Here is a 20,090-nt window from a genome sequence, read left to right as displayed (position 1 = left end):
ATTCTTCTCATATCTATCCTTCAAAAAGCAAATAATTATTCATTCGATTTAAAGATGTACTTGGGGCCATCCAAATCTGGGTCATATTCTACTAATAAGTCATAGCGAGCAAAGAACCATGTATCGCTGTCCGTAATATAATAGCTGATTCCATGCACAACCGTATCGGCCACTGGATCAACTGGTTTTTCTTTACGCATTGCAATTGAAAAGCCTTCGTGGACCATTGTTTTGCCGTAGACCTTACCGTAAAAGTGTACACCATCACCGGGTTGTAATCCTAATTCATCTTCAAACCATTTTGTTGCTCTGTCAGTTAGTTCTATTTCCATGCTGCCCACCTCAATTTTTTAATTAAGATAAACATAGCAGAAAACAATACTATTCGGCAACTGCAACGTCTTTAACTGTAACATCGTAACTGCCAACTGGTGTTTCAATGGTTACCTTTTCACCAGTATGTTTACCAATCAAAGCTTTGGCAATTGGAGATTCGTTAGAAATCTTACCATTATCAGGATCTGATTCAGATGCCCCGACGATTGTATAGACGTCAGGTTCTTCACCATCTTCTTGTACCGTAACGGTCTTTCCAATTGAAATTTCATCATTGGCAACTTTATCTACATCAATAACATCAGCATATTGGATACGTTCTGTTACTTCAGAAATCTTTGATTCAATAACACTTTGTTCGTCTTTAGCAGCTGAATATTCAGAATTTTCTGAAAGATCACCGAATCCACGAGCAATCTTAATTCGATTGATTACTTCGGGACGTTTTACCTTTTTCAATTCTTCAAGCTGATCCTTCAAATCTTGTAGACCAGCAGCTGTCATAGGGTAATTTCTATCTGCCATTTCCTAATACCTCTTTCAAAATTCATTGTTTATTATTTTTTAATTTCAAAATGTCATCTAATCAATAACGACTAGATGACATTCTTTTATATTACTAATTATATACTATTGACCTGTTTCTGCATATCGACTGTTATGTTCTTCCAAAGTATGTGAGTAAGTGATCTTACCAGTCTTCAAATTAGCAAAGAAGTAGAGATAATCTTGATCACGGTCAGATGGGTTCAAGGTAGCTTCAATTGAATCCAAACTTGGAGTATTGAACGGTCCAGGACCATATCCTTCATTCTTATACAAATTGTAAGGCGATTTGACACTAGTATCTTTGTTGGTCAATTTTGTCTTATGAGTATTCAAAGCATACATTACAGAAATATCAGATTGCAATGGCATATTAATTGCCAGACGGTTATAAAATACACCGGCAATCTTCTTACGGTTAGTCGTATCCAAACCTTCACGTTCAACTAAGGAAGCGATAGTCAGAACTTCTTGGACAGTATAACCCTTTTCTTTGATAGTTGAGAAATATGGTTCCATCTTTTCATTTTCATTTTCAACCATCTGGTTAACTAGTTCCTTCAAAGTCATACCCTTATAAACGCTATACGTAGCTGGGAATAAATAACCCTCTAAATGATAACGAACGTTCTTTTTAGCCATCGTGGAATCGAGCAATTGAGGATATTTCTTTTGAAGTTGTTTCAAGTAAGCTTGATCTTTCATTAATTTTAAGAAATCAGACTTCTTGAACTTCAAAGTTTTCTTAGTCCCGCTTTGAATAGCATCACCGATTTGATCGATCGTTACACCTTCACGAACTAAGACTGTATCTCCAGATGATGATGCTGGAGGAGTGGCACTACCGCCCTTTTGCAATTGCTTGACGACATCACTAACGCCCCAAGACTGCTTGAATCTATAATATCCGGCTTGAAAATCGGTGTAATTTTGAGCTTTGATGTAGAAATTAAAGACGGCCGCACTCTTAATGACCTTATCTTTTTCTAGAGTCTTCGCAATCTCTTTGCTTGAAGAACCGATGGGAATCTTAACCACCACTTCATCTTTACTATTGGCATTGTATGGTTGCAATGAACTATTTACATAATTGAAACCGATAATTCCAACGACAACTGCTAAAACAGCAATAACCCCAACGATCCAGTATGCAATGTGGTTTGCAACGGTTCTTTCTTCGGCCCGAGTTTTCACTTTATCGTCAGACTCTTGTCTCAACGCTTGTTTTTTTTCATCCTTTTGGCTCAAGACACAGCCTCCCGAGTTAATTTATTAGATTATACCATTAGTTGTGATACTTAAGGCATAATTATCTAATTTCTACATTAAATTTTTGTACTAAATTATCTTTAATCAGTGAGAATACTTTTTCAACTTCATCATCTGTCAGAGTATCGTTAGGATTTTGGAAAACCAAGTGATAACCAAGTGACTTATGATTTAGTTTAATATTTTTGCCTTCATAGACATCAAATATATTAACATCTTTCAGGTACTTCCCGCCATGGGCAAAAATTTCGGAAATGATTTGTCCGTTTTCAACATTCTTTTCAACCAAAATAGCTAAATCACGACTAATGGCAGGATATTTTGGCGCACTTTGAGCTTGAACAACTCGCTTGTCTAAGTCAAACAACTTATCGACATTCAATTCAAATACATAAGTTTCAGCAATTGCATGATCTGCTTGATAATTAGGATGCAATTTTCCAAGGAAACCAACTACTTGGTCATTGATTAGAATTTTAGCGGTTTGTCCAGGGTGCATGTTGGGATATTCAGTTGTAGCGACAAATTGAACCTCCGCATCAGCATTAACAAAACGCAAGACTTCTTCAACGATACCTTTGACATAGTAAAAATCGACGGCTTGTGCAGTCGTATTCCAAGCATCCGCCACGACATTTCCACTGATTGCGCCTGACAAATAAGTCACTTCGTTAGGACGGTCTTGTCCAGTTGGCCGGTCAAAAATACGAGCGTGTTCAAAAATCTGTAAGTCATCATTCTTACGTGCTTGATTATAACTGATATTGTGCACTAATCCAGGAATCAAACTGTTTCTCAAGTATTCATGATCTTCAGTCATTGGGTGCAATAGTTTAGTATATTCGCTCTTGATAACGTTAAAATCTTCAACTTCTTGTTTACTCAACAAAGAGTAGTTGATCACTTCATCCAAGCCTTCACCTAACAAAACATCACGTAATTCATTGGCTAACTCACGTTTAGCATCGTAGCCACCTTTAGTTTCCATACCTGCTGGCAGTGTATTAGGTAAATTCTCGTAACCGTAAATTCGGTTTACTTCTTCGACTAAATCAGCTTCAATACTCATATCCCAACGACGTGTAGGAATCGTAACGGTTAAAGCGTCACCAGCAACTTCAACGCCAAAGCCGAGACGATCGAGAATCTTGACGATTTCATCAGTTGATAATTCTAAGCCCATCAAGTGATTGATGTGATTAATACTACCTTTGATCACAGTTGGTTCTGCCTTTGTATAGTTACCAACAACGGTTTCAGAAATTTTTTCGACAGTAGTTGTTTGGTCAAGCAATTGGGCAACACGTGTCAAAGCCTCTTCAACGATTCCATTATCAACGCCCTTTTCAAAGCGGTTTGAAGCATCGCCACGGAGGTCATGTCTTTGGGCACTCTTTCTGACACTGGCGCCGTCAAAAACTCCAGCCGCAATTAAAACATTTTGCGTATTTTCATCAACGGCAACTTCAGCACTTGTTTGAACTCCAGCTAAATCTAGTATCTGCTGATCAGCTACAACTACTAAGTCATTGTGAGTCAATTTCTTTTCGCCGTCAGCTAATTTTAAAACATCTCCGTCATTGGCAAATTTAACAGTTAAGTTTTTGGCAGCTAGTTTATCCAAGTCATAAGCTTGAATTGGTTGACCATATTCGATCATTACATAGTTGGCAACATCGATCACTGAGTTCACCGGACGAATATTTTGATTCCACAATCTTCTCTGCATCCACAATGGACTGTGAGTTACCTTGACATTCTTTAATTCACGCAATAAATAATCGGGAACAAGATCTTTTTCAGCAACATCAACTGAAACTTCAGCAACATCGCCGACTTTTTCAGTATTTAATTCAGGTTGCTTGAATGAAGGCTTTTCGTCATAAGTAGCACCAATTTCCCAAGCGGCACCACGCATACCTAAGGTATCAGCGCGATTAGGTGTGATATCGATATCGATCATCTGATCTTTCAAGCCTAATAAATCATAGACGGGCGTTCCTGGTGTTTGTGGATCATCAAATACGTAGATTCCATTTTCAAATTCCTTTGGCATGTATTGCGCTGGAACCCCTACTTCATCAAGACCACAGATCATACCGTTAGATTCTTGACCACGTAGCTTGCCACGTTTGATTTTTACTCCACCTGGTAAATGAGCCCCGTGCAAGGCAACAATTACATATTGACCTTCAGCAACATTCGGAGCACCGCAGACGATTTGAATGTCCTCTGACTCACCAACATCGACTTGGCAAACTTTTAAATGGTCAGAATCAGGATGAGGGACGACACTGGTAATGTGACCGACTACTAAGTTAGTTAATTCTTCACCTAACTTTACGGGACCAGATTCAATCCCAGTCAAAGAGATTTTGTTAGCCATTTCTTCAACCGTATGGTCGACAGTGATGTATTCTTTTAACCAATTTACAGAAATCTTCATTATCTTAATTTACTCCTTTGAATTGTTCTAGGAATCTTACGTCATTTAGGTAGAAGTCACGAATATCGTTAACTCCATATTTGAGCATGGCAAAACGTTCTGGGCCAAGGCCAAAAGCCATTCCACTGTATTCATTAGGATCAATACCAGACATCTTCAAAACGTTTGGATGAGTTAAACCAGCACCCAAAACTTCGATCCAACCAGTATATTTACAAATTCGGCATCCTTGTCCACCACAGTTGAAACAAGATACGTCAACTTCAACGGAAGGTTCAGTAAATGGGAAATAACTAGGACGGAAACGAATCTCACGGTCTGGGCCAAAGACATGGCGACAGAGTGCGTCTAATGTACCTTTCAAATCGGCCATGCTGACATTTTTATCAACAACTAGACCTTCGATTTGATGGAATTGATGTGAGTGGGTTGCATCATCATCGTCACGACGGTAAACAACACCTGGTGAAACCATCTTTAAAGGACCCTTTGAAAAGTCATGTACTTCCATATCACGGCCTTCTTGAGCTGAAGTTTGAGTTCTCATCAATAATTCATTTGATAAATAAAAGGTATCTTGCATATCACGGGCAGGATGGTTCTTGGGGATATTAAGACGTTCAAAGTTGTAATGATCCTCTTCAACTTCATAACCACTGGCAACTTCATAACCTAAGCCAATGAAAAATTGTTCGATATCTTCAATCGTTTGATTCAAGATATGTTTAGTCCCTTGTGTCCGCTTAGTTGCAGGAAGCGTTACATCAACTGTCTCGTCTTCCAATTTCTTTGCAATCAACTTCTGATTCAACTCAGCCATTTTTTCTTCGATTGCAGCTTGAATATCTTTTTTAACATTATTAGCTAAAGTACCGATCTCAGGGCGCTCTTCAGCTGGAACATCTTTCATACCTCGTAAAGCTTTGGTGATTGGCCCCTTTTTACCTAAGAGATTAACTCTCAAGTCATTCAATTCTTGGAGCTTTTCAGCTCGCTTGGCTTCATCAATACCGTTTTCTCTTAAGTTCTTTAACGTATCGTTTAATGACATTGTTGTCTTTCCTCTCATATAAGTTACTTGAATTTAGTTTGATTTTGCTCTGATTGAGTTTTTTCTTTATAGATAGCGGCTACCACTATTCTGATGCAGTTAAAACGGGGTGTGCTCGATGTCTAAGCGTCGAGGTTCGCCCTCTACAAAAAAAGGTCCTCATCCCTAAAAAAAGGGACGAGGACTCGCGGTACCACCCTAGTTCATGTTAAATAAACATGCACTCAAGCGGTTATATAGTAACCAACTAAAAAACTCAGAAAGTGAATTCGCTGTTTCATTCATCAAGCCTATTTCAGTGAACGGCTCTTCCTGTCATGAACTTCACAGTTACTCTTTTTCATCAAAGTTTAATTCCTATTCATATATAAATGATTATACAAAAACTTTAAACTTTCGCAAGTCTTAAAGCGTTTGTAGACCATACATTAAAACTCCGGCCGCAACGGCTACATTAAGTGATTCGGCTTTGCCAAGGATAGGTATATAAATATTTTCGTCTGTTTCATTTAAAACTTCTTGAGTAACGCCATGGGCTTCGTTTCCCATGATCAATGCAAAGGAATCGCTCTTCTCTAGCTTGGTATATGGTTTAGCTTGAGCATTGACTTCGGAACCATAGATCTTTAGGCCTGACTGTTTGGCTTGACTGATAGCCTGGTTAATATCCATTCGATAAATTGGCAAGTGAAATTGGCTGCCTTGCATTGAACGTTGAACTTTTGGTTGATAAAAATCAGCCGTATCCAAACTGGTGATCACACCATCATAACCTGCTGCATCAGCAGTCCGGACGATTGTTCCCACGTTTCCTGGATCTTGCACGTCATCTAACATTACCCATTTGCCAGTAAATTCTTGGAAATCATCTGCAGTTTTAACTTTAATAACGGCAAAGATTCCTTGTGGAGTCTTGGTTTCTGACAATTCATTGGCGACATCTTCGGAAATTGTCACAGCGATATCATGATATTTTTTTACTAAACGGTCATCTTCATATTTTTCAGTAACCAATAATTTTACAAAGTCTTGTTCATATTGATCAGCTTCACGGACTAAGTGGAAACCTTCAATCATGTACGTACCAGTTTTACGAATATTTTTGGTTGCTGACAATTTCTTCAGTTGTTTGATCTCATCATTTTTCTTCGACTCAATATATTTCATATCATCCATCCCTCTTGTTCTATAATATAGATATTAACACATTCAAAGATTTGAGGTGAAAACTCATGAAGCATCTTTCCATTAATGTTGACGGTCTCGTTCAAGGGGTCGGCTTTCGTTATTCGACTTTTCAAGTAGCTCAAGAATTGGAAGTTACTGGCACGGTTAAGAATGAATTGGACGGTTCAGTTTCGATTGAAGCTGAGGCCGATGAAAAAGTTCTGTATATTTTTCTTGATCGGGTAAAATCTTCGCCATCACCCTTTGGAAAAGTAACCAAAATGGACTATACTTTTTCTGACGACTTACAACATTACACAAAATTTACCGTGATTGGTTGAAACGTCAAATGAGTTAACGTATATTACTGTGTATACGATTAAAAGGGTGGTTTATTTAAGTGAATAAAAAATATGTCAAATATCTATCGGTACTATCACTCGTCCTAGTACTGACACTAGTTTTGACGGGTTGTGCACAAGGTTCAGCTAATTTACATGCGCCAACTAGTGGGCCATATGGCTTCATCTACAAGTGGCTGGGAGTTCCTTTCCAAAACTTGATTTTAAAGACGGCTCAAGTTGTCGGTGGAAAAAATGCTTACGCTTGGGGAATCATGATTATCTCCTTCGTCGTTCGTTTACTGTTAGTTCCACTTTCTTTGAACCAACAATACAAATCGACAACGCAACAAGAAAAAATGCGAGCAATTCAACCTCAATTGAAGTTGATTCAAGATGCACAAAAGAAATCAAAAGATCAAGCTGCTCAAACTAAGATCAGTGGTCTGATGATGGATGTTTATAAACAAAATAACATGAGTTTGACTGGTGGACTGGGATGTTTACCATTGCTACTACAAATGCCAATCTTGATTGGTATTTATCAAGCGGTGCAATATTCAAAACAAATTGGTGCCGCAACCTTCTTGTCGATTCCACTAGGAAAACCAAGTATGATGATTGCTATCATTGCAACTATTTTCTACTTAGTTCAAGGCTGGATGTCGTTGCAGATCGTCCCACAAGAACAAAGAAAACAAATGCAAACGATGCTTTTAATGAATCCAATGATGACTTTCTTCATTTCTTTGGTCTCAACGGCAGCACTAGCACTTTACTTCCTAGTTGGTGGTGTGGTTATTGTCATTCAACAATTGATCACTAACTACATCATTACACCAAGGATCAGAAAGAGAACTGATGAAGAGTTAGCCAAGAATCCTGTTAAAGTGGTTGTTACTAAGGAAATGCTCGATGATATCTTAAACAATTCCGATGGTTCCACAACTTCAACTGCCAGTGCTACTCCAACTGCTGACCGTAAAAAAGCTAATGAAATACACAAGAATATTCGTGAATTGAACAAAGGTAAACAAAAACGTAACCGTACACCTGATGATAAATAGAATTTTTCACTTAGTTTAATAAAAGGGCGGTAATCTTGAACACAATTAATTGTTCAAAGATTACCGCCTTTTTAATTTAGATTTGAATTCGTTCTTGTCGATGAATCATCAGTTTGGGAAGGTTCTTTGGCTGGCACCGTGTCCGACTGTTTAGGGTCCTGAGGGTTACCAATCGAACTTGGTTTAACTGGTAAGACCCGTCCATCATGAAAGACCGTCCAATCTTTTTTGGCTATCGTCACATGCCCGTCACTTTCAAACAGGCGCACCCAATAGACCACTTGATCGTCGCCAGTTCTCACCGTATTATCGGTACTCGAAGTGGCATCTCGCATATAATCATACAACATCCCTTTTGGAGCGGGACCATTTTGCTTTTTAACTAAAGCAATCGCCTGTTGAACGTTAGTTACTGGCTTCAAATTAGTCTTTTTCTTAGTGGGACGATTATTTACTTTTTTGCCGAAGTTTTTAAAACTCGCTTGCACATCAGTATCCTTTAGATTAGTTGATTTAGCGACCGATAAATTACTTAAACTATAAGCCAACTTATTAGCGGTATTTTTATAACAATACAAGCCAATGCGTTCAAAGGCAGTTGGATCGACTCCACTGAACAGATCCTTGAAAGTTTTCGTACTGTTGGAGTCGAGACTGATATTGTCATGATTGGAATCAATAGTGGTTCTTTGTGGTGAGATCAATTCAAATTTATTTCCGGAAAAATTGACCTTTTTACTAGTCCGATTGATTACTTTCAGATCAACTCGATGTGAATCACTACTCCTGAAAAATTCAAAAGTCATTTCTGACTTTTCTGAATCGCTTAAATTGGCATAATCAACACTAATAGGGCTCTTTGACTCCGCTTGGTCGTTTTTGTCTTTCGTTACTTTGTTACAGCCGGTTAAGAAAAATAGAGCAGCGAAGACTAAAATTGCTAATTTCTTGATATGCATGACTTCCCCCTAAAAAAATTTAAAAAGACGTATTTTCTACAGAATACCAAAAAAGAAGCAGCCTGGCTAAGAGGCTACTTCTTTTCTTTGTTATTGTTATTTTTTTCATCAGCATCATCTTCACTAACAGGTGGCACCAATGGCAATTCGATCTTGAAAACAGTCCCTGAACCAACGACACTCTCGACTTCCAAACTGCCGTGGTAGATCTCGATCAATCTTTTAGCAATAGAAAGGCCTAAACCGTTCCCTCCACGCTTTCGAGACCGAGCCTTGTCAACTCTATAAAATCGATTGAAAATACGTTTCAGGTCGTTTTTAGCTATTCCTAGGCCATAATCCTGGACAACTACTTCTAACAATGCTGAATTAGTTGAAGCGGAGAAATTAATTTCTTTCCGATCAGCTGAATATTTGAAGGCATTATCTAATAAAATGACCAAAACTTGCTCTAAGTGATTGCGATAGATTTTAACTTCACTGCCAGCTCTGATGTCATCATCAAAGTTGATCACGAAGTCTGGATGCAACATTTTGAAATCGTTAGCCACTTGAGTAAACAGTGGTTTGACCTCAGTTGTCTGCTCCAAATAAGCACTGTCGATCTGTTCTACTCGAGTCAAATCAAGCATTTCTTGAATCAACGACTGCATACGTTTTAACTCTTGCAACGAAGAATTGATTGAATCATTCAAAACCTCAGGATCATCTTTCCCCCAACGTTGCAACATGCTCAAATGACCTTCCAAAACAGCCACCGGAGTCCGCAACTCATGAGAAACATCTTCGACGAACTCTTTTTGCTGGTTAGTGTAAGCCTGCATTCGGTCCAGCATTTTGTTGATATTGATCGTTAAATCATAAATTTCATCGTTACGTTTACGGATCTTGATTCTGGAGTCAGAATCGGGCTTTTTATTCAAATCATCGATTGTGTGATTGATTCTCTTCAAATCATTCAAGACTAAAGTGACAGCATAAAAGCTGACCAAAACACCCAAGATAAAGACACCCACACCGCCGAGGATTAATTTAGTGGTGAAGGAATGAATTTCACTGACAGAAGCCACACTTTGAACTGTTCTCATTGCTAAAATGCCGACCACAATATAGGCCAACAAAATCACGAAAGAAATTAAGGCAGTCCATTTAAATCTAATTGAGATTCTCATCGACGCATCACGTACCCTTTACCACGCACAGTTGAGATATAACTTGGTGCGCCAGCACGATCGATTTTATTACGCAAATATTTAATATAAACGTCCACGACGTTAGTCTCAGTTGAAGAACCAGTTCCCCAAACACGCTCTAGTAAGTCATCACGGCTTAGAACAGTCCCAACATTTTCCATCAAGGCACTCAATAAATCGTACTCACGGCGAGTCAAGTCGATCACTTCGCCATTGCGCTTCAAAGTTTGAGTTGTCTTGTCGATCACTAAGTTCTTATACTTCAAAACTTGGTCGTTATTTCTAGTAACATCAATATCTAAATCAATTCGTCTGAGCAAAGCCCGGATACGAGCCAATAATTCTTCGATTGCAAATGGCTTAACAATGTAATCATCTGCCCCGTGATCAAGTCCTGATACCCGATCAATAATTGAATCACGCGCTGTCATCATGATGATCGGCGTATTTTTTTCTTGACGAATGCGACGGCAAACTTCGATACCGTTTAACTCTGGCAACATCAAATCAAGCAAGATCAAATCCCAATCTTCTGATAATGCATCATCGAGGCCGGTTCTACCATCACGTTCAACTGTTACTTCGTAGTTCTCATGTTGAAGTTCAAGCTGAACAAATTTTGCCATGTTCTCTTCGTCTTCAATAACAAGTATTTTAGCCATACGTATCTCCTATTTGTAGATTATTAAATTATCTTTAATTATAGCTTAATCATTAATTTGTGTATGTCACGTTGTTGGCAATGCATTAATGATTTTAACATATAGCAAAAATTAAAAGAAGACAAGCTTTAATTTATTTTTTTTTGAAACAAAATTTTTTCCACAATAAAAGCCCTCACATCACGACCGTGAAATGAGAGCTTTGATAAAACAATCACGTGTTTATTGTTCTTCATACCATGTATAGTGGAAAATACCTGGTTTATCGTTTCTTTCGTATGTGTGAGCACCAAAGTAATCTCTTTGGGCTTGAATCAAGTTGGCTGGCAATACTTCGGAACGATATTGATCGTAATATGAAATAGCTGCCATGAATCCAGAAACTGGAATACCAGCTTGAACAGCATAACTAACCACGTCACGAACATCAGCTTGATATTCTTCAACGATTTGCTTGAAGTAATCATTTAAGAGCAAGTTATCAAGCTTAGGATCAACATCGTAAGCGTCAGTGATCTTTTGTAAGAATTGAGCTCTGATGATACAACCAGCACGCCAGATTTGGGCAATCTTACCGTAGTTAAGATCCCAGTCGTACTTGTCTGAAGCGGCCTTCATTTGAGCAAAACCTTGAGCATAACTGATGAGTTTACTGAAGTACAATGCTTTACGAATCTTAGCAACTAATTCATCAGCATTCTTGATTTCTGGTGTCTTAGTTGGAGCTGGCAAAACCTTGCTTGCTTTTACACGTTCGTCCTTATAAGCCGAAACATAACGTGAATAAACTGATTCAGTGATCAATGATTGGGGAACGCCTAATTCCAAGGCACTTTGTGAGCTCCACTTACCAGTACCCTTGTTACCGGCTTTATCAAGGATCTTATTGACGATGTAGTCGTCTGAACCTTCATCATCTTTACGTGTCAAAATCTTAGCTGTGATATCGATCAAGTAACTTGATAATTCACCTTTATTCCAGTCATTAAAGATGTCAGCAATCTTGTTAACGTCGTTGTTATACAAGTGTTTCAACAAGTTGTAACTTTCAGCGATCAATTCCATATCGCCATATTCGATACCATTGTGGACCATTTTGACATAGTGACCGGCACCATTTGGTCCGATATAAGTAACACAAGGTGCACCGTCTTCATCAGCTTTAGCTGAAATTTGTTCCAAAATAGGAGCAACTAGGTCATAAGCTTCCTTTTGACCACCTGGCATCAATGAAGGACCCTCCAAAGCACCAAGTTCACCACCGGAAACACCCATACCGATAAAGTTGATTCCTGACTTATCTAAGCGGGCATTACGTTCCATAGTATCTTCGAAAAATGTATTACCACCATCGATCAAAACATCACCTTTATCAAGTAAAGGCAATAATTGTTCGATGACTGCATCAGTACCAGCACCAGCCTTGACCATCATCATGATTCGACGAGGTTTTTCTAGTGAGTCTACAAAATCCTCAATTGTATAACTTGGTACTAATTTCTTATCTGGATGCTCTTCTACGACTGCTTTGGTCTTTGAACCTGTACGGTTATAGATAGCAACTTCATATCCACGGCTTTCAATATTTAGAGCAAGATTCTTGCCCATAACTGCCATACCGATAACACCAATTTGTGGTTTTGCCATTAATAATTACCTCCGATTTTTGTTCACATACTAATACTACCAAAAAAATAAAAAAGGAGTATATAAAAGCTACTCCTCTTCGTCATTATTTTTAAATAAATCTTTTAATTTAGCAAATTCAGGATTCACGTGTTCTTCCTCTTTTTGCTTGTTAAAATCATCTTCTGAGATGACTTCCCAATTCTTGCCCGAAGGCATGATATTATCTTTGGTCTCCTTTTCAGTCAAAACTTTTTGAGGAATATTCAATAAGATATTGTCGATGATCGATTCATAAATGTTGATTGTTGGATTATCATCGTCGATGGGAATAATAACGTTGTCGTCCTCTAGTTCCTCAGTGTCAACGCCATCAATATTATAAGCCTCGTTGATCCGGATATCGATTGGCAATTCTACAGGCAAAAGGCTGCGCGTTGATGGAACTTTCAAGGTTGTTTTAACTTTGACGTCTGAGATCACTAATCCATTGTCATTGAACAGTTGTCCCTTGACTTCAACAGGTGTGGCGTCTAAAACGTCGTCTGAACGTTTTTTTAATTCAGCAGTTAAATCGAGTTTTTCTTCAAATTCAAAAGGTTTGTCTTTGTAGCGACGAACATCTTGAACATCCCAATTTAGCATTAATTTACCCCTTTCATATAAGGTATTCTTCCAAAATTTTCTTCTTGCCCAGTAACTAGCTGATAAATTTGATCAGCTCTAATCTCTAAGGCAAGTTGTTTGCTTTCATTTTTTCCTATTCGAGTTATTAAAGGCGTAGCGGATTTTTTGAGACTATTCAAATATTTTTGTCCAGTTTTATTAAATCCTAATACTCTCAAATAAGAATCATTATACAAATTATTAATCTCTTGGCTTTTAACGTTTAGCAATACATATATCAGCAAACGTCTAAGTCGTGCCATAGTATAGCGTTTTGACTTCACATGTTCAAGAAATTGAGTGAAATTTCCACTGTTAACAATTTCTTTTTTTAGCTTAAATTCTAATCCTTCCACCATTTGGTAGATATCGTGCAATTCTTCAATTGATGAGTTGATGATTTGATAGCGCAAATATGGGAAAAAGTCATCCCAAGTTGGTAATGGTTGTTGACAAAGAGTTTGCCTGGTCAATTCTGGGACAAGGGATGCGACGTTTTTTCCGACTGCCAAATTATGGCGGACCTTGGTGGCGCTAAAGTCGCTTTTTTGTCGCAAAACTGTCTCCACTGCAATTGGCCAATTATTGGCTTTAATAGTTTGAACGTAATTGAGACCAAGCAACTGATTGGGCAATTTTTGAACATCAATTCCTAGAGACTGGTAATAAGCCGTCAAGTTCGTAGCAAAGTTCTGCGAATAATCTTGCTTGAAATCACCGGAGCTTGCTTGCATCTTTTCCGCCAATAAGTCAAAATCTACACTCTGTTCGGTTCCAAAGACTAAGTTAGTAATACCAGCTAAATGCAAAATTTTTACTGCTCCTTGGGCAAATAAATCGGCCGGTTCCACTGCGTAACCCATGGGCAATTCGAGCACTAAATCGACTCCTAGTTCGATCGCCAGTTTGGCACGTTGCCACTTATCTAAAATGGCAAAATCACCCCGTTGAACAAAATTGCCCGACATCACGGCAATTAATACATCAGGGTGATATTTTTGTTTGACCGCATCAATGAACAATTTATGACCATTGTGAAACGGATTAAATTCAGCTACTACACCGTAAACTTTCATCACTTGTGTCCTTCTATTTCTCTGCGGCAAAAAACCAACGGGTTGAATCTGGTTGCACACTTGATTCACCAAAATCAGCAGTAACAGAGACGTTCTTAAAACCAATATCGGTCAAAATATTAGTAAAAGTCTCAATCGGATAAGTCCGCTCTTTATGAAGTTCAGTATTAACTGAATAGCCCTTGATCTTCTCGTTCCAATTGAAGAAAGTCAATTCATGTTCAATACTGTGGGGATATTCACCCTCATAACTGTTCCACATAAAAGCCGAATCTTCGGTTCGATGGTTGAACATATAACCAGGAAAGACTTGGTCCATTTGATAGAGCGAATGGGCATCGAATAAATACTTACCACCTTGGTTCAAGTGTTCAAAGGCTTGATTAAAGGCAATTGCCAATTCATCTTCATCTTGCAAATAGCAGATCGAATCATCAAAACAAGTGATCAAGTCAAACTTATCAAAATCATACAAGTCTAACATATTGCTCTGTTCAAAAGGAATCTGCTTGTTAGCTGCTTGTGCTTTTTCTTCAGCTAATTTGAGCATTTCTTCTGAAAGGTCAGTTCCAGTAACTTGAAATTGGTCAGCCAAAAGAATCGTCAAATCACCTGTTCCACATGCAACGTCTAACAGCTTTTCTTGCTTGCTAGCAGCTTGGTTCTTAACGTACAAAGCCCACTTGGCATAGAGTGAATCATCCATCAACTCGCTGTAAACTTTGGCAAAAGTATTATAAATCATTATTCAGTTACCAAATTTGAAATATCAACTTCTGGAGCATCTGACCAGAGTTTTTCAAGATTGTAGAAATCACGTTGTTCTGAAGTAAAAACGTGAATAATCACATCATGAAGGTCGATTAAAACCCATTCTGAATTACGGTTACCCTCAACATGGCCAATTTCAACGTTATTTTCGCCAGCCTTATCCAAAACTGATTGCACGATCGCGTCGACTTGACGTTGTGAAGAAGCATCCATGATCACAAAATAGTCCGCCATAATACTTACTTCACTGATATTTAAAACTTTAATGTCATTAGCATGCTTTTCGTCAGCTGCTTTGACAGCAATTTCCATTATTTTCTTTGAATCCAAATTATAAATCTCCTTTATTGATCCAGTAATTGTAACTTGAAAAAGTTGCTGGATAGATTGTTTTATTAGCATCAACTAAATGTTGAATCGTATGTTTTAATTCATAAGCGACTGCGGTATCAAGCGACTTTTCAGCACAAGCTCTAGCTTGAGCAATTCCGGAAAAGTCTCTTTGCGGTTCGATATAGTCAGCTACAAAGACACATTTGTCCTCTTGAGTCATATTAACAGCTCCCACTGTATGACGTCTGATAGCGTTTAAAACTACTTCATCATAGATTCCTAATTCATCTTTGACAATTTCAGCGCCAACGATACCATGCCAAATCGCATTGTTATAGTTAGCCAGATCAGGGTCCAAATGATGGCTCTTGATCGTATCGAGGAACTCTTGGTCATCACGTTCCTTAGCGAAGTCATGCAATAAGCCAGCCAAGCCAGCTCTTTCAACATCTCCGTTATATTCAGCCGCCAGACCACGTGCCACCTTTTCTACTCGTAAACAATGTGTAAATCGAAAATCACTTAAAGATTCCTTCATGAAATCAACTAACTTATCTCGATCTAAACCAGGTTTAATGTCTTCATATTTAAATTCAGTCACGATAAAGCCTCCTGTCTTGAATGTACCAAGCTACGTCATCAGGTACTAGATATTTGATCGATTGACCTGCTTGGACGCGCTGGCGAATCATACTGGAACTAATCTCTAGCTCAGGTGTATTCACCCAAAGTATAGGATAGTTTGACTTTTTCTCAAAACCTTTTCGACAAACTCCAACAAAATGGACCATCTGTACTAATTCATCGATATGTGACCACTTCGGTAAATTCTCAACCATGTCACCACCAATGATGAAATAATACTCAGTGTTGGGATTCAATTCCTTAAGCAACTTGATCGTGTCATATGTATAACTGACGCCACCACGACGAATATCAGTCAAATCTAGGTCAAAATGCAAATTATCGCGAATGGCTAATTTGATCATTTCGATTCGATCATCAACATCAATATCTGGAATAGTCTTTTTGACACCCCGATGAGGCGGAATCTTATCTGGTAAAAATAACACCTTATCCAGGCAAAGCTGCTCGTAAACTTGTTCAGCAATCACTAAGTGACCTAAGTGAACCGGGTTAAATGTACCACCAAGAATACCGATATGCCGCTTGGGTAGATTGCTATGAAAATCCAATTTTGCTTTAGTTAATAATTGTTTTTGAGTATTCATATCTTCATCACTTAAAATTACATTTTTTCTAATTCAAGAGAATATTTACGGTTCTTGATCTTTGAAGCTTTCTTGTAAAAAATCATCTTTGAACCAATCGTTTGAATTGGCACAATATTGCTATCAAATTCGTTGACAGCATCAATCATATCTTGTGGTTCCACCATCGTATTTTGTAATAGGGAAACCTTGATCAATTCATCTTTTTCAATCAAAAGTTCAAATTGATTCAAGAGGTTTTCAGTAATGCCTTCACGACCGACTTGTAAGACTGGCTTCATTGTTGCTGCCTGACTTCTCAAGTAACGGTTCTTTTTTCCTTTAATAATCATTAATTTCTCCTTAAATAATTGCGTTGCGGATCGAGACTCTAACTCCATCCGGAACATAAGCTTTAACTTTCGTCCCTGCGGGCACAGTTAACCAACCTAATCCATAAATAACAATGTCTGATTTTTCATGGGCTGAGAAAATCTGGCTCTTGAATTCTGGGAACTCTTTTACATCAGTTGGAGGTGTTAAAATATCGCCCAGATGTTTTTGATAGAAATCATCGGCGTTGATCGTCTTAGTTCTGTGGAGTGGTAAGCCTTGAGTGACATAAAATGTTGCATTGGTTCTCTCATTGAGAAAATCAAAGCGAGCTAAACCAGCCACAAAGATCGTCTGTCCATCACGTAATTGAAATGTTGCTGGGCGCAATGGTTTCTTTGGCGTGACTGTCTTCAAATCATTAGCATTGAGAAAATGGGCTAATTGATAACGATGAATGATACCAGGTGTATCAATCAAATAATGACCATCATCCAAAGGAATATCAATCTGATCTAAAGTTGTTCCAGGGAATCTTGAAGTAGTGATCAAATCTTTTACTTCTGTTCTGGCACTGATGATCCGGTTGATTAAAGTCGATTTACCAGTATTCGTTGTTCCGACGACATAAACATCTTTTCCATCACGGTATTTTTCAATCAAGTCCATCAACTTATCAACATTAGTACCTTTAACGGCTGAGACCATGATCTGATCAACTGACTTGATTCCATTCTCTTTACTCTTTTGTTGTAACCAGTTCAAAAGTCGATTTTGGTTAACGGAATTTGGCAAAAGGTCAACTTTGTTACCGACTACTAAGATCTTCTTATCGCCGACAAAGCGTTGAAGACCTGGGATAACACTGCCTTCATAGTCAAAGATATCCACCACATTTACGACCAAAGCATCCTCATCGCTGATTGAATCTAGCAATTTCAAGAAATCATCGTCAGAAACATCTACATCAGTGATTTCATTGTAATTACGCAATCTGAAGCAACGTTTACAGAATAATTCTTTAGTTTCATCCCCGTCGTCTTCAAGATATTTTTTCAAAGTCGAAGCTTGAACATAACCAGGTTTGTCTTGGTCTGTGGTTTGAATTTGTGCACCACAGCCCATGCAGTACAATGTTTCATTATTTTCTGTCATTTAATGAATCCTTCCAATATAAGTTCTTATCATGCTTTTGCATTGTTTTTAGAATCGGACGTTCAAAAAATCTATTGATACGGGTCTTTTTGGCATCAGTCTTCACCAATGGTCTGACTAAAACAGTCTTTAACCCAGCCATGTTACCAGCTAAGACGTCAGTCATTACTTGGTCGCCCACAAACAAAACTGTTTTGGGGTCGATTCTTTCTTCTCTAAGATGTTCCATGATCACGAATGGCAATGGTTTAACAGCCCGGGCCACGATGCTGACGGGTAACTCGTGAACTGCTTTTTCCACACGTTCATAACTGTTGTTAGAAACGATCATAACTTCAATTTCATTTAGGGCCATTTGATTAAGCCATTTACGGAGTGATAAATCATATTCATTACTGTTCCAGGGCAAAAGTGTATTGTCCAAATCTGTCATGATAGTTGTAATACCGAGTTCTTTTAAGTCTTTAACTTCGATATCTGTGATCTTATCAAGCATAATATACGGTTTAAACATCAATTTAATCCTCATCTCTGCTAATTAGTAAAAAAACGTAATTTGGGGTTATCCAAATTACGTTTTAAAAAATTAAGCTAAAGCTTTCTTAGCTGTATCTACTAAACTTGTGAATGCCTTTGGATCTTCAATAGCGATTTGAGCCAACATCTTACGGTTGATGTCAACGTTAGCTAACTTCAAGCCATGCATCAATTTGCTGTAGCTGATTTCGTTCATTCTTGCAGCTGCATTAATTCTAGCAATCCAGATCTTACGGAAATCGCGCTTAACTTGGCGACGATCACGGAATGCATAACGGTATGAAACCATGATTTGTGTATGTGCTGCTTTAAAAGTGATATGTTTTGAACCACGATATCCCTTAGCTAATTTTAAAACTTTCTTACGACGTTTGCGAGTTACTGTTCCACCTTTTACACGTGGCATAATGACTCCTCCTTTTGATTAAAAAAAATAATTGAATTAGTATGTAGCTAACATTTGTTTGATACGTTTCATATCACTTGAGCTGACCATACCTGGCTTAGCCAATTGGCGACGTTGTTTCTTTGTCTTACCGTGGAAACGGTGACTTGTATAAGCGTGCATTCTCTTCCAACCACCATTAGCAGTCTTCTTAAATCTCTTTGCTGATGCGCGGTGTGTCTTTTGTTTAGGCATTGAAAATCCCTCCACTATTTCTTCTTTTTGTTATCTTTTGCATTAATTGGATCAAGCATTAAGAACATACTACGACCGTCCATTTTAGGCTTAGTAGTTACCGTAGCAACATCCTTAGTCTGTTCAGCAACACGGTCTAGGACTTCCTTACCTATCTCTTTATGAGTGATAGCTCTACCCTTAAAGCGAAGAGAAACTTTGACCTTATCACCTTTAGCCAAGAACTTGCGAGCATTATTAAGCTTAGTATTAAAGTCGTTTTCTTCAATAGTAGGACTCAATCGTACTTCCTTAAGGCTAACTGTTTTTTGTTTTTTACGAGCTTCACGATCTTTCTTTTGAAGATCAAACTTATATTTACCATAGTCCATGATTCTGGCAACAGGTGGTTTAGCACCCGGTGACATTAGAACTAAGTCCATATTAGCTGCTTCAGCTAAACGTTGTGCTTCAGCTTTTGGCTTAACACCAACTTGATCACCATTTTCAGAAATTAATCGCACTTCTTTAGCACGTATTTGATCATTTATTAACAAATCTCTTGCTATGAGTAGTCACCTCCGGAGTAATTTAACCCACAAAAAAAGTGGGCTGCACAAGCCTGCCCACTATAATTATCTACGTAATCGTATTAACCTAGAGGCAATTGCATAGGTGAGAAGCGGGCGCTTCTGCTTAATCTCAACAGTTATTAACTATATCAAG

24 protein-coding genes are annotated in these 20,090 nt (G+C 38.2%); 2 read left to right on the top strand and 22 right to left on the bottom strand.

Annotated elements, in window-relative coordinates; translation table 11 throughout:
* Positions 1-35: 35 nt before the first annotated feature.
* The 6 genes from ACYT32_RS02355 to ACYT32_RS02330 all read right to left on the bottom strand — a co-directional run bounded on the left by ACYT32_RS02355 (position 36) and on the right by ACYT32_RS02330 (position 6,815).
* Positions 36-332: a HesB/YadR/YfhF family protein gene (locus tag ACYT32_RS02355; protein WP_395264251.1), complete on the bottom strand. Its 297-nt coding sequence runs from the start codon at positions 330-332 to the stop codon at positions 36-38.
* Positions 333-381: 49 nt separating this feature from the next.
* The gene (gene greA / locus ACYT32_RS02350; RefSeq protein WP_395264249.1) at positions 382-861 is read right to left on the bottom strand and encodes a transcription elongation factor GreA; all 480 of its coding nucleotides are present in this window, start codon (positions 859-861) and stop codon (positions 382-384) included.
* 105 nt (positions 862-966) lie between these two features.
* On the bottom strand, positions 967-2,130 hold the full coding sequence (gene mltG, locus ACYT32_RS02345) for an endolytic transglycosylase MltG (RefSeq protein WP_395264247.1): 1,164 nt from the start codon (positions 2,128-2,130) through the stop codon (positions 967-969).
* Between the two features lie 61 nt (positions 2,131-2,191).
* Complete coding sequence (gene pheT / locus ACYT32_RS02340; RefSeq protein ID WP_395264245.1) at positions 2,192-4,597, bottom strand: phenylalanine--tRNA ligase subunit beta; 2,406 nt, start codon at positions 4,595-4,597, stop codon at positions 2,192-2,194.
* 4 nt (positions 4,598-4,601) lie between these two features.
* Positions 4,602-5,648, bottom strand: a complete 1,047-nt coding sequence (gene pheS, locus ACYT32_RS02335) for a phenylalanine--tRNA ligase subunit alpha (RefSeq protein ID WP_395264243.1) — start codon at positions 5,646-5,648, stop codon at positions 4,602-4,604.
* Between the two features lie 405 nt (positions 5,649-6,053).
* Entirely contained in the window at positions 6,054-6,815 is a 762-nt protein-coding gene (locus ACYT32_RS02330; protein ID WP_395264241.1) for a TrmH family RNA methyltransferase, read from the bottom strand.
* Between the two features lie 65 nt (positions 6,816-6,880).
* Between ACYT32_RS02330 and ACYT32_RS02325 the strand changes: the two genes are divergently transcribed.
* On the top strand, positions 6,881-7,156 hold the full coding sequence (locus tag ACYT32_RS02325; RefSeq protein WP_395264239.1) for an acylphosphatase: 276 nt from the start codon (positions 6,881-6,883) through the stop codon (positions 7,154-7,156).
* 59 nt (positions 7,157-7,215) lie between these two features.
* A complete protein-coding gene (gene yidC / locus ACYT32_RS02320) occupies positions 7,216-8,223 on the top strand; it encodes a membrane protein insertase YidC (RefSeq protein ID WP_395264237.1) in 1,008 nt (335 codons plus the stop codon).
* A 71-nt stretch (positions 8,224-8,294) separates the two neighbouring features.
* Here the strand turns inward: yidC and ACYT32_RS02315 are convergent, their stop codons facing one another.
* The 16 genes from ACYT32_RS02315 to infC form a co-directional block, all read right to left on the bottom strand.
* Positions 8,295-9,182, bottom strand: coding sequence for a hypothetical protein (locus ACYT32_RS02315; RefSeq protein WP_395264235.1), 888 nt, complete (start codon positions 9,180-9,182; stop codon positions 8,295-8,297).
* A 74-nt stretch (positions 9,183-9,256) separates the two neighbouring features.
* Entirely contained in the window at positions 9,257-10,354 is a 1,098-nt protein-coding gene (locus ACYT32_RS02310) for a sensor histidine kinase (protein ID WP_395264233.1), read from the bottom strand.
* Positions 10,351-11,037, bottom strand: a complete 687-nt coding sequence (locus ACYT32_RS02305; RefSeq protein WP_395264231.1) for a response regulator transcription factor — start codon at positions 11,035-11,037, stop codon at positions 10,351-10,353. The genes ACYT32_RS02310 and ACYT32_RS02305 overlap by 4 nt, the downstream gene beginning before the upstream one ends.
* Before the next feature lie 222 nt (positions 11,038-11,259).
* Positions 11,260-12,684, bottom strand: a complete 1,425-nt coding sequence (gene gndA, locus ACYT32_RS02300; protein ID WP_395264230.1) for an NADP-dependent phosphogluconate dehydrogenase — start codon at positions 12,682-12,684, stop codon at positions 11,260-11,262.
* Between the two features lie 69 nt (positions 12,685-12,753).
* Positions 12,754-13,308 carry a YceD family protein gene (locus ACYT32_RS02295; protein ID WP_395264229.1) on the bottom strand — a complete coding sequence of 185 codons (555 nt, stop codon included), beginning with the start codon at positions 13,306-13,308 and terminating at the stop codon, positions 12,754-12,756.
* Entirely contained in the window at positions 13,308-14,405 is a 1,098-nt protein-coding gene (locus ACYT32_RS02290; RefSeq protein WP_395264228.1) for a nucleotidyltransferase, read from the bottom strand. Before ACYT32_RS02290 ends, ACYT32_RS02295 begins: the two co-directional genes overlap by 1 nt.
* A gap of 13 nt (positions 14,406-14,418) precedes the next feature.
* A complete protein-coding gene (locus tag ACYT32_RS02285; RefSeq protein WP_395264227.1) occupies positions 14,419-15,150 on the bottom strand; it encodes a class I SAM-dependent DNA methyltransferase in 732 nt (243 codons plus the stop codon).
* Positions 15,150-15,506: a ribosome silencing factor gene (gene rsfS, locus ACYT32_RS02280; RefSeq protein ID WP_395264226.1), complete on the bottom strand. Its 357-nt coding sequence runs from the start codon at positions 15,504-15,506 to the stop codon at positions 15,150-15,152. The genes ACYT32_RS02285 and rsfS overlap by 1 nt, the downstream gene beginning before the upstream one ends.
* A 1-nt stretch (position 15,507) precedes the next feature.
* The gene (gene yqeK, locus ACYT32_RS02275; RefSeq protein ID WP_395264225.1) at positions 15,508-16,110 is read right to left on the bottom strand and encodes a bis(5'-nucleosyl)-tetraphosphatase (symmetrical) YqeK; all 603 of its coding nucleotides are present in this window, start codon (positions 16,108-16,110) and stop codon (positions 15,508-15,510) included.
* The gene (locus ACYT32_RS02270; RefSeq protein WP_395264224.1) at positions 16,103-16,741 is read right to left on the bottom strand and encodes a nicotinate-nucleotide adenylyltransferase; all 639 of its coding nucleotides are present in this window, start codon (positions 16,739-16,741) and stop codon (positions 16,103-16,105) included. The genes yqeK and ACYT32_RS02270 overlap by 8 nt, the downstream gene beginning before the upstream one ends.
* A 17-nt stretch (positions 16,742-16,758) precedes the next feature.
* On the bottom strand, positions 16,759-17,073 hold the full coding sequence (locus ACYT32_RS02265) for a YhbY family RNA-binding protein (protein WP_395264223.1): 315 nt from the start codon (positions 17,071-17,073) through the stop codon (positions 16,759-16,761).
* Between the two features lie 10 nt (positions 17,074-17,083).
* Positions 17,084-18,208, bottom strand: coding sequence for a ribosome biogenesis GTPase YqeH (gene yqeH / locus ACYT32_RS02260; protein WP_395264222.1), 1,125 nt, complete (start codon positions 18,206-18,208; stop codon positions 17,084-17,086).
* Entirely contained in the window at positions 18,195-18,722 is a 528-nt protein-coding gene (locus tag ACYT32_RS02255) for a YqeG family HAD IIIA-type phosphatase (protein ID WP_395264221.1), read from the bottom strand. The genes yqeH and ACYT32_RS02255 overlap by 14 nt, the downstream gene beginning before the upstream one ends.
* 72 nt (positions 18,723-18,794) lie before the next feature.
* Entirely contained in the window at positions 18,795-19,151 is a 357-nt protein-coding gene (gene rplT / locus ACYT32_RS02250; protein WP_057892750.1) for a 50S ribosomal protein L20, read from the bottom strand.
* A gap of 36 nt (positions 19,152-19,187) precedes the next feature.
* On the bottom strand, positions 19,188-19,385 hold the full coding sequence (rpmI, locus tag ACYT32_RS02245) for a 50S ribosomal protein L35 (RefSeq protein WP_025084493.1): 198 nt from the start codon (positions 19,383-19,385) through the stop codon (positions 19,188-19,190).
* 14 nt (positions 19,386-19,399) lie between these two features.
* On the bottom strand, positions 19,400-19,933 hold the full coding sequence (infC, locus tag ACYT32_RS02240) for a translation initiation factor IF-3 (RefSeq protein ID WP_395264471.1): 534 nt from the start codon (positions 19,931-19,933) through the stop codon (positions 19,400-19,402).
* Positions 19,934-20,090: the final 157 nt, after the last annotated feature.

The organism is Companilactobacillus sp. FL22-3 (assembly GCF_054881455.1).
Note: the sequence above shows the minus strand (reverse complement) of the source record. Positions and strands in the feature narration are given on the sequence as shown.

What these genes read in the sequence shown, in the direction of transcription:
- ACYT32_RS02355 (WP_395264251.1), bottom strand. Translation starts at nt 332, where the DNA reads ATGGAAATAGAACTAACTGACAGAGCAACAAAATGGTTTGAAGATGAA.
- greA (WP_395264249.1), bottom strand. Translation starts at nt 861, where the DNA reads ATGGCAGATAGAAATTACCCTATGACAGCTGCTGGTCTACAAGATTTG.
- pheT (WP_395264245.1), bottom strand. Translation starts at nt 4,597, where the DNA reads ATGAAGATTTCTGTAAATTGGTTAAAAGAATACATCACTGTCGACCAT.
- pheS (WP_395264243.1), bottom strand. Translation starts at nt 5,648, where the DNA reads ATGTCATTAAACGATACGTTAAAGAACTTAAGAGAAAACGGTATTGAT.
- ACYT32_RS02330 (WP_395264241.1), bottom strand. Translation starts at nt 6,815, where the DNA reads ATGAAATATATTGAGTCGAAGAAAAATGATGAGATCAAACAACTGAAG.
- ACYT32_RS02325 (WP_395264239.1), top strand. Translation starts at nt 6,881, where the DNA reads ATGAAGCATCTTTCCATTAATGTTGACGGTCTCGTTCAAGGGGTCGGC.
- ACYT32_RS02315 (WP_395264235.1), bottom strand. Translation starts at nt 9,182, where the DNA reads ATGCATATCAAGAAATTAGCAATTTTAGTCTTCGCTGCTCTATTTTTC.
- ACYT32_RS02310 (WP_395264233.1), bottom strand. Translation starts at nt 10,354, where the DNA reads ATGAGAATCTCAATTAGATTTAAATGGACTGCCTTAATTTCTTTCGTG.
- ACYT32_RS02305 (WP_395264231.1), bottom strand. Translation starts at nt 11,037, where the DNA reads ATGGCTAAAATACTTGTTATTGAAGACGAAGAGAACATGGCAAAATTT.
- gndA (WP_395264230.1), bottom strand. Translation starts at nt 12,684, where the DNA reads ATGGCAAAACCACAAATTGGTGTTATCGGTATGGCAGTTATGGGCAAG.
- ACYT32_RS02295 (WP_395264229.1), bottom strand. Translation starts at nt 13,308, where the DNA reads ATGCTAAATTGGGATGTTCAAGATGTTCGTCGCTACAAAGACAAACCT.
- ACYT32_RS02290 (WP_395264228.1), bottom strand. Translation starts at nt 14,405, where the DNA reads ATGAAAGTTTACGGTGTAGTAGCTGAATTTAATCCGTTTCACAATGGT.
- ACYT32_RS02285 (WP_395264227.1), bottom strand. Translation starts at nt 15,150, where the DNA reads ATGATTTATAATACTTTTGCCAAAGTTTACAGCGAGTTGATGGATGAT.
- ACYT32_RS02270 (WP_395264224.1), bottom strand. Translation starts at nt 16,741, where the DNA reads ATGAATACTCAAAAACAATTATTAACTAAAGCAAAATTGGATTTTCAT.
- ACYT32_RS02265 (WP_395264223.1), bottom strand. Translation starts at nt 17,073, where the DNA reads ATGATTATTAAAGGAAAAAAGAACCGTTACTTGAGAAGTCAGGCAGCA.
- yqeH (WP_395264222.1), bottom strand. Translation starts at nt 18,208, where the DNA reads ATGACAGAAAATAATGAAACATTGTACTGCATGGGCTGTGGTGCACAA.
- ACYT32_RS02255 (WP_395264221.1), bottom strand. Translation starts at nt 18,722, where the DNA reads ATGTTTAAACCGTATATTATGCTTGATAAGATCACAGATATCGAAGTT.
- rplT (WP_057892750.1), bottom strand. Translation starts at nt 19,151, where the DNA reads ATGCCACGTGTAAAAGGTGGAACAGTAACTCGCAAACGTCGTAAGAAA.
- rpmI (WP_025084493.1), bottom strand. Translation starts at nt 19,385, where the DNA reads ATGCCTAAACAAAAGACACACCGCGCATCAGCAAAGAGATTTAAGAAG.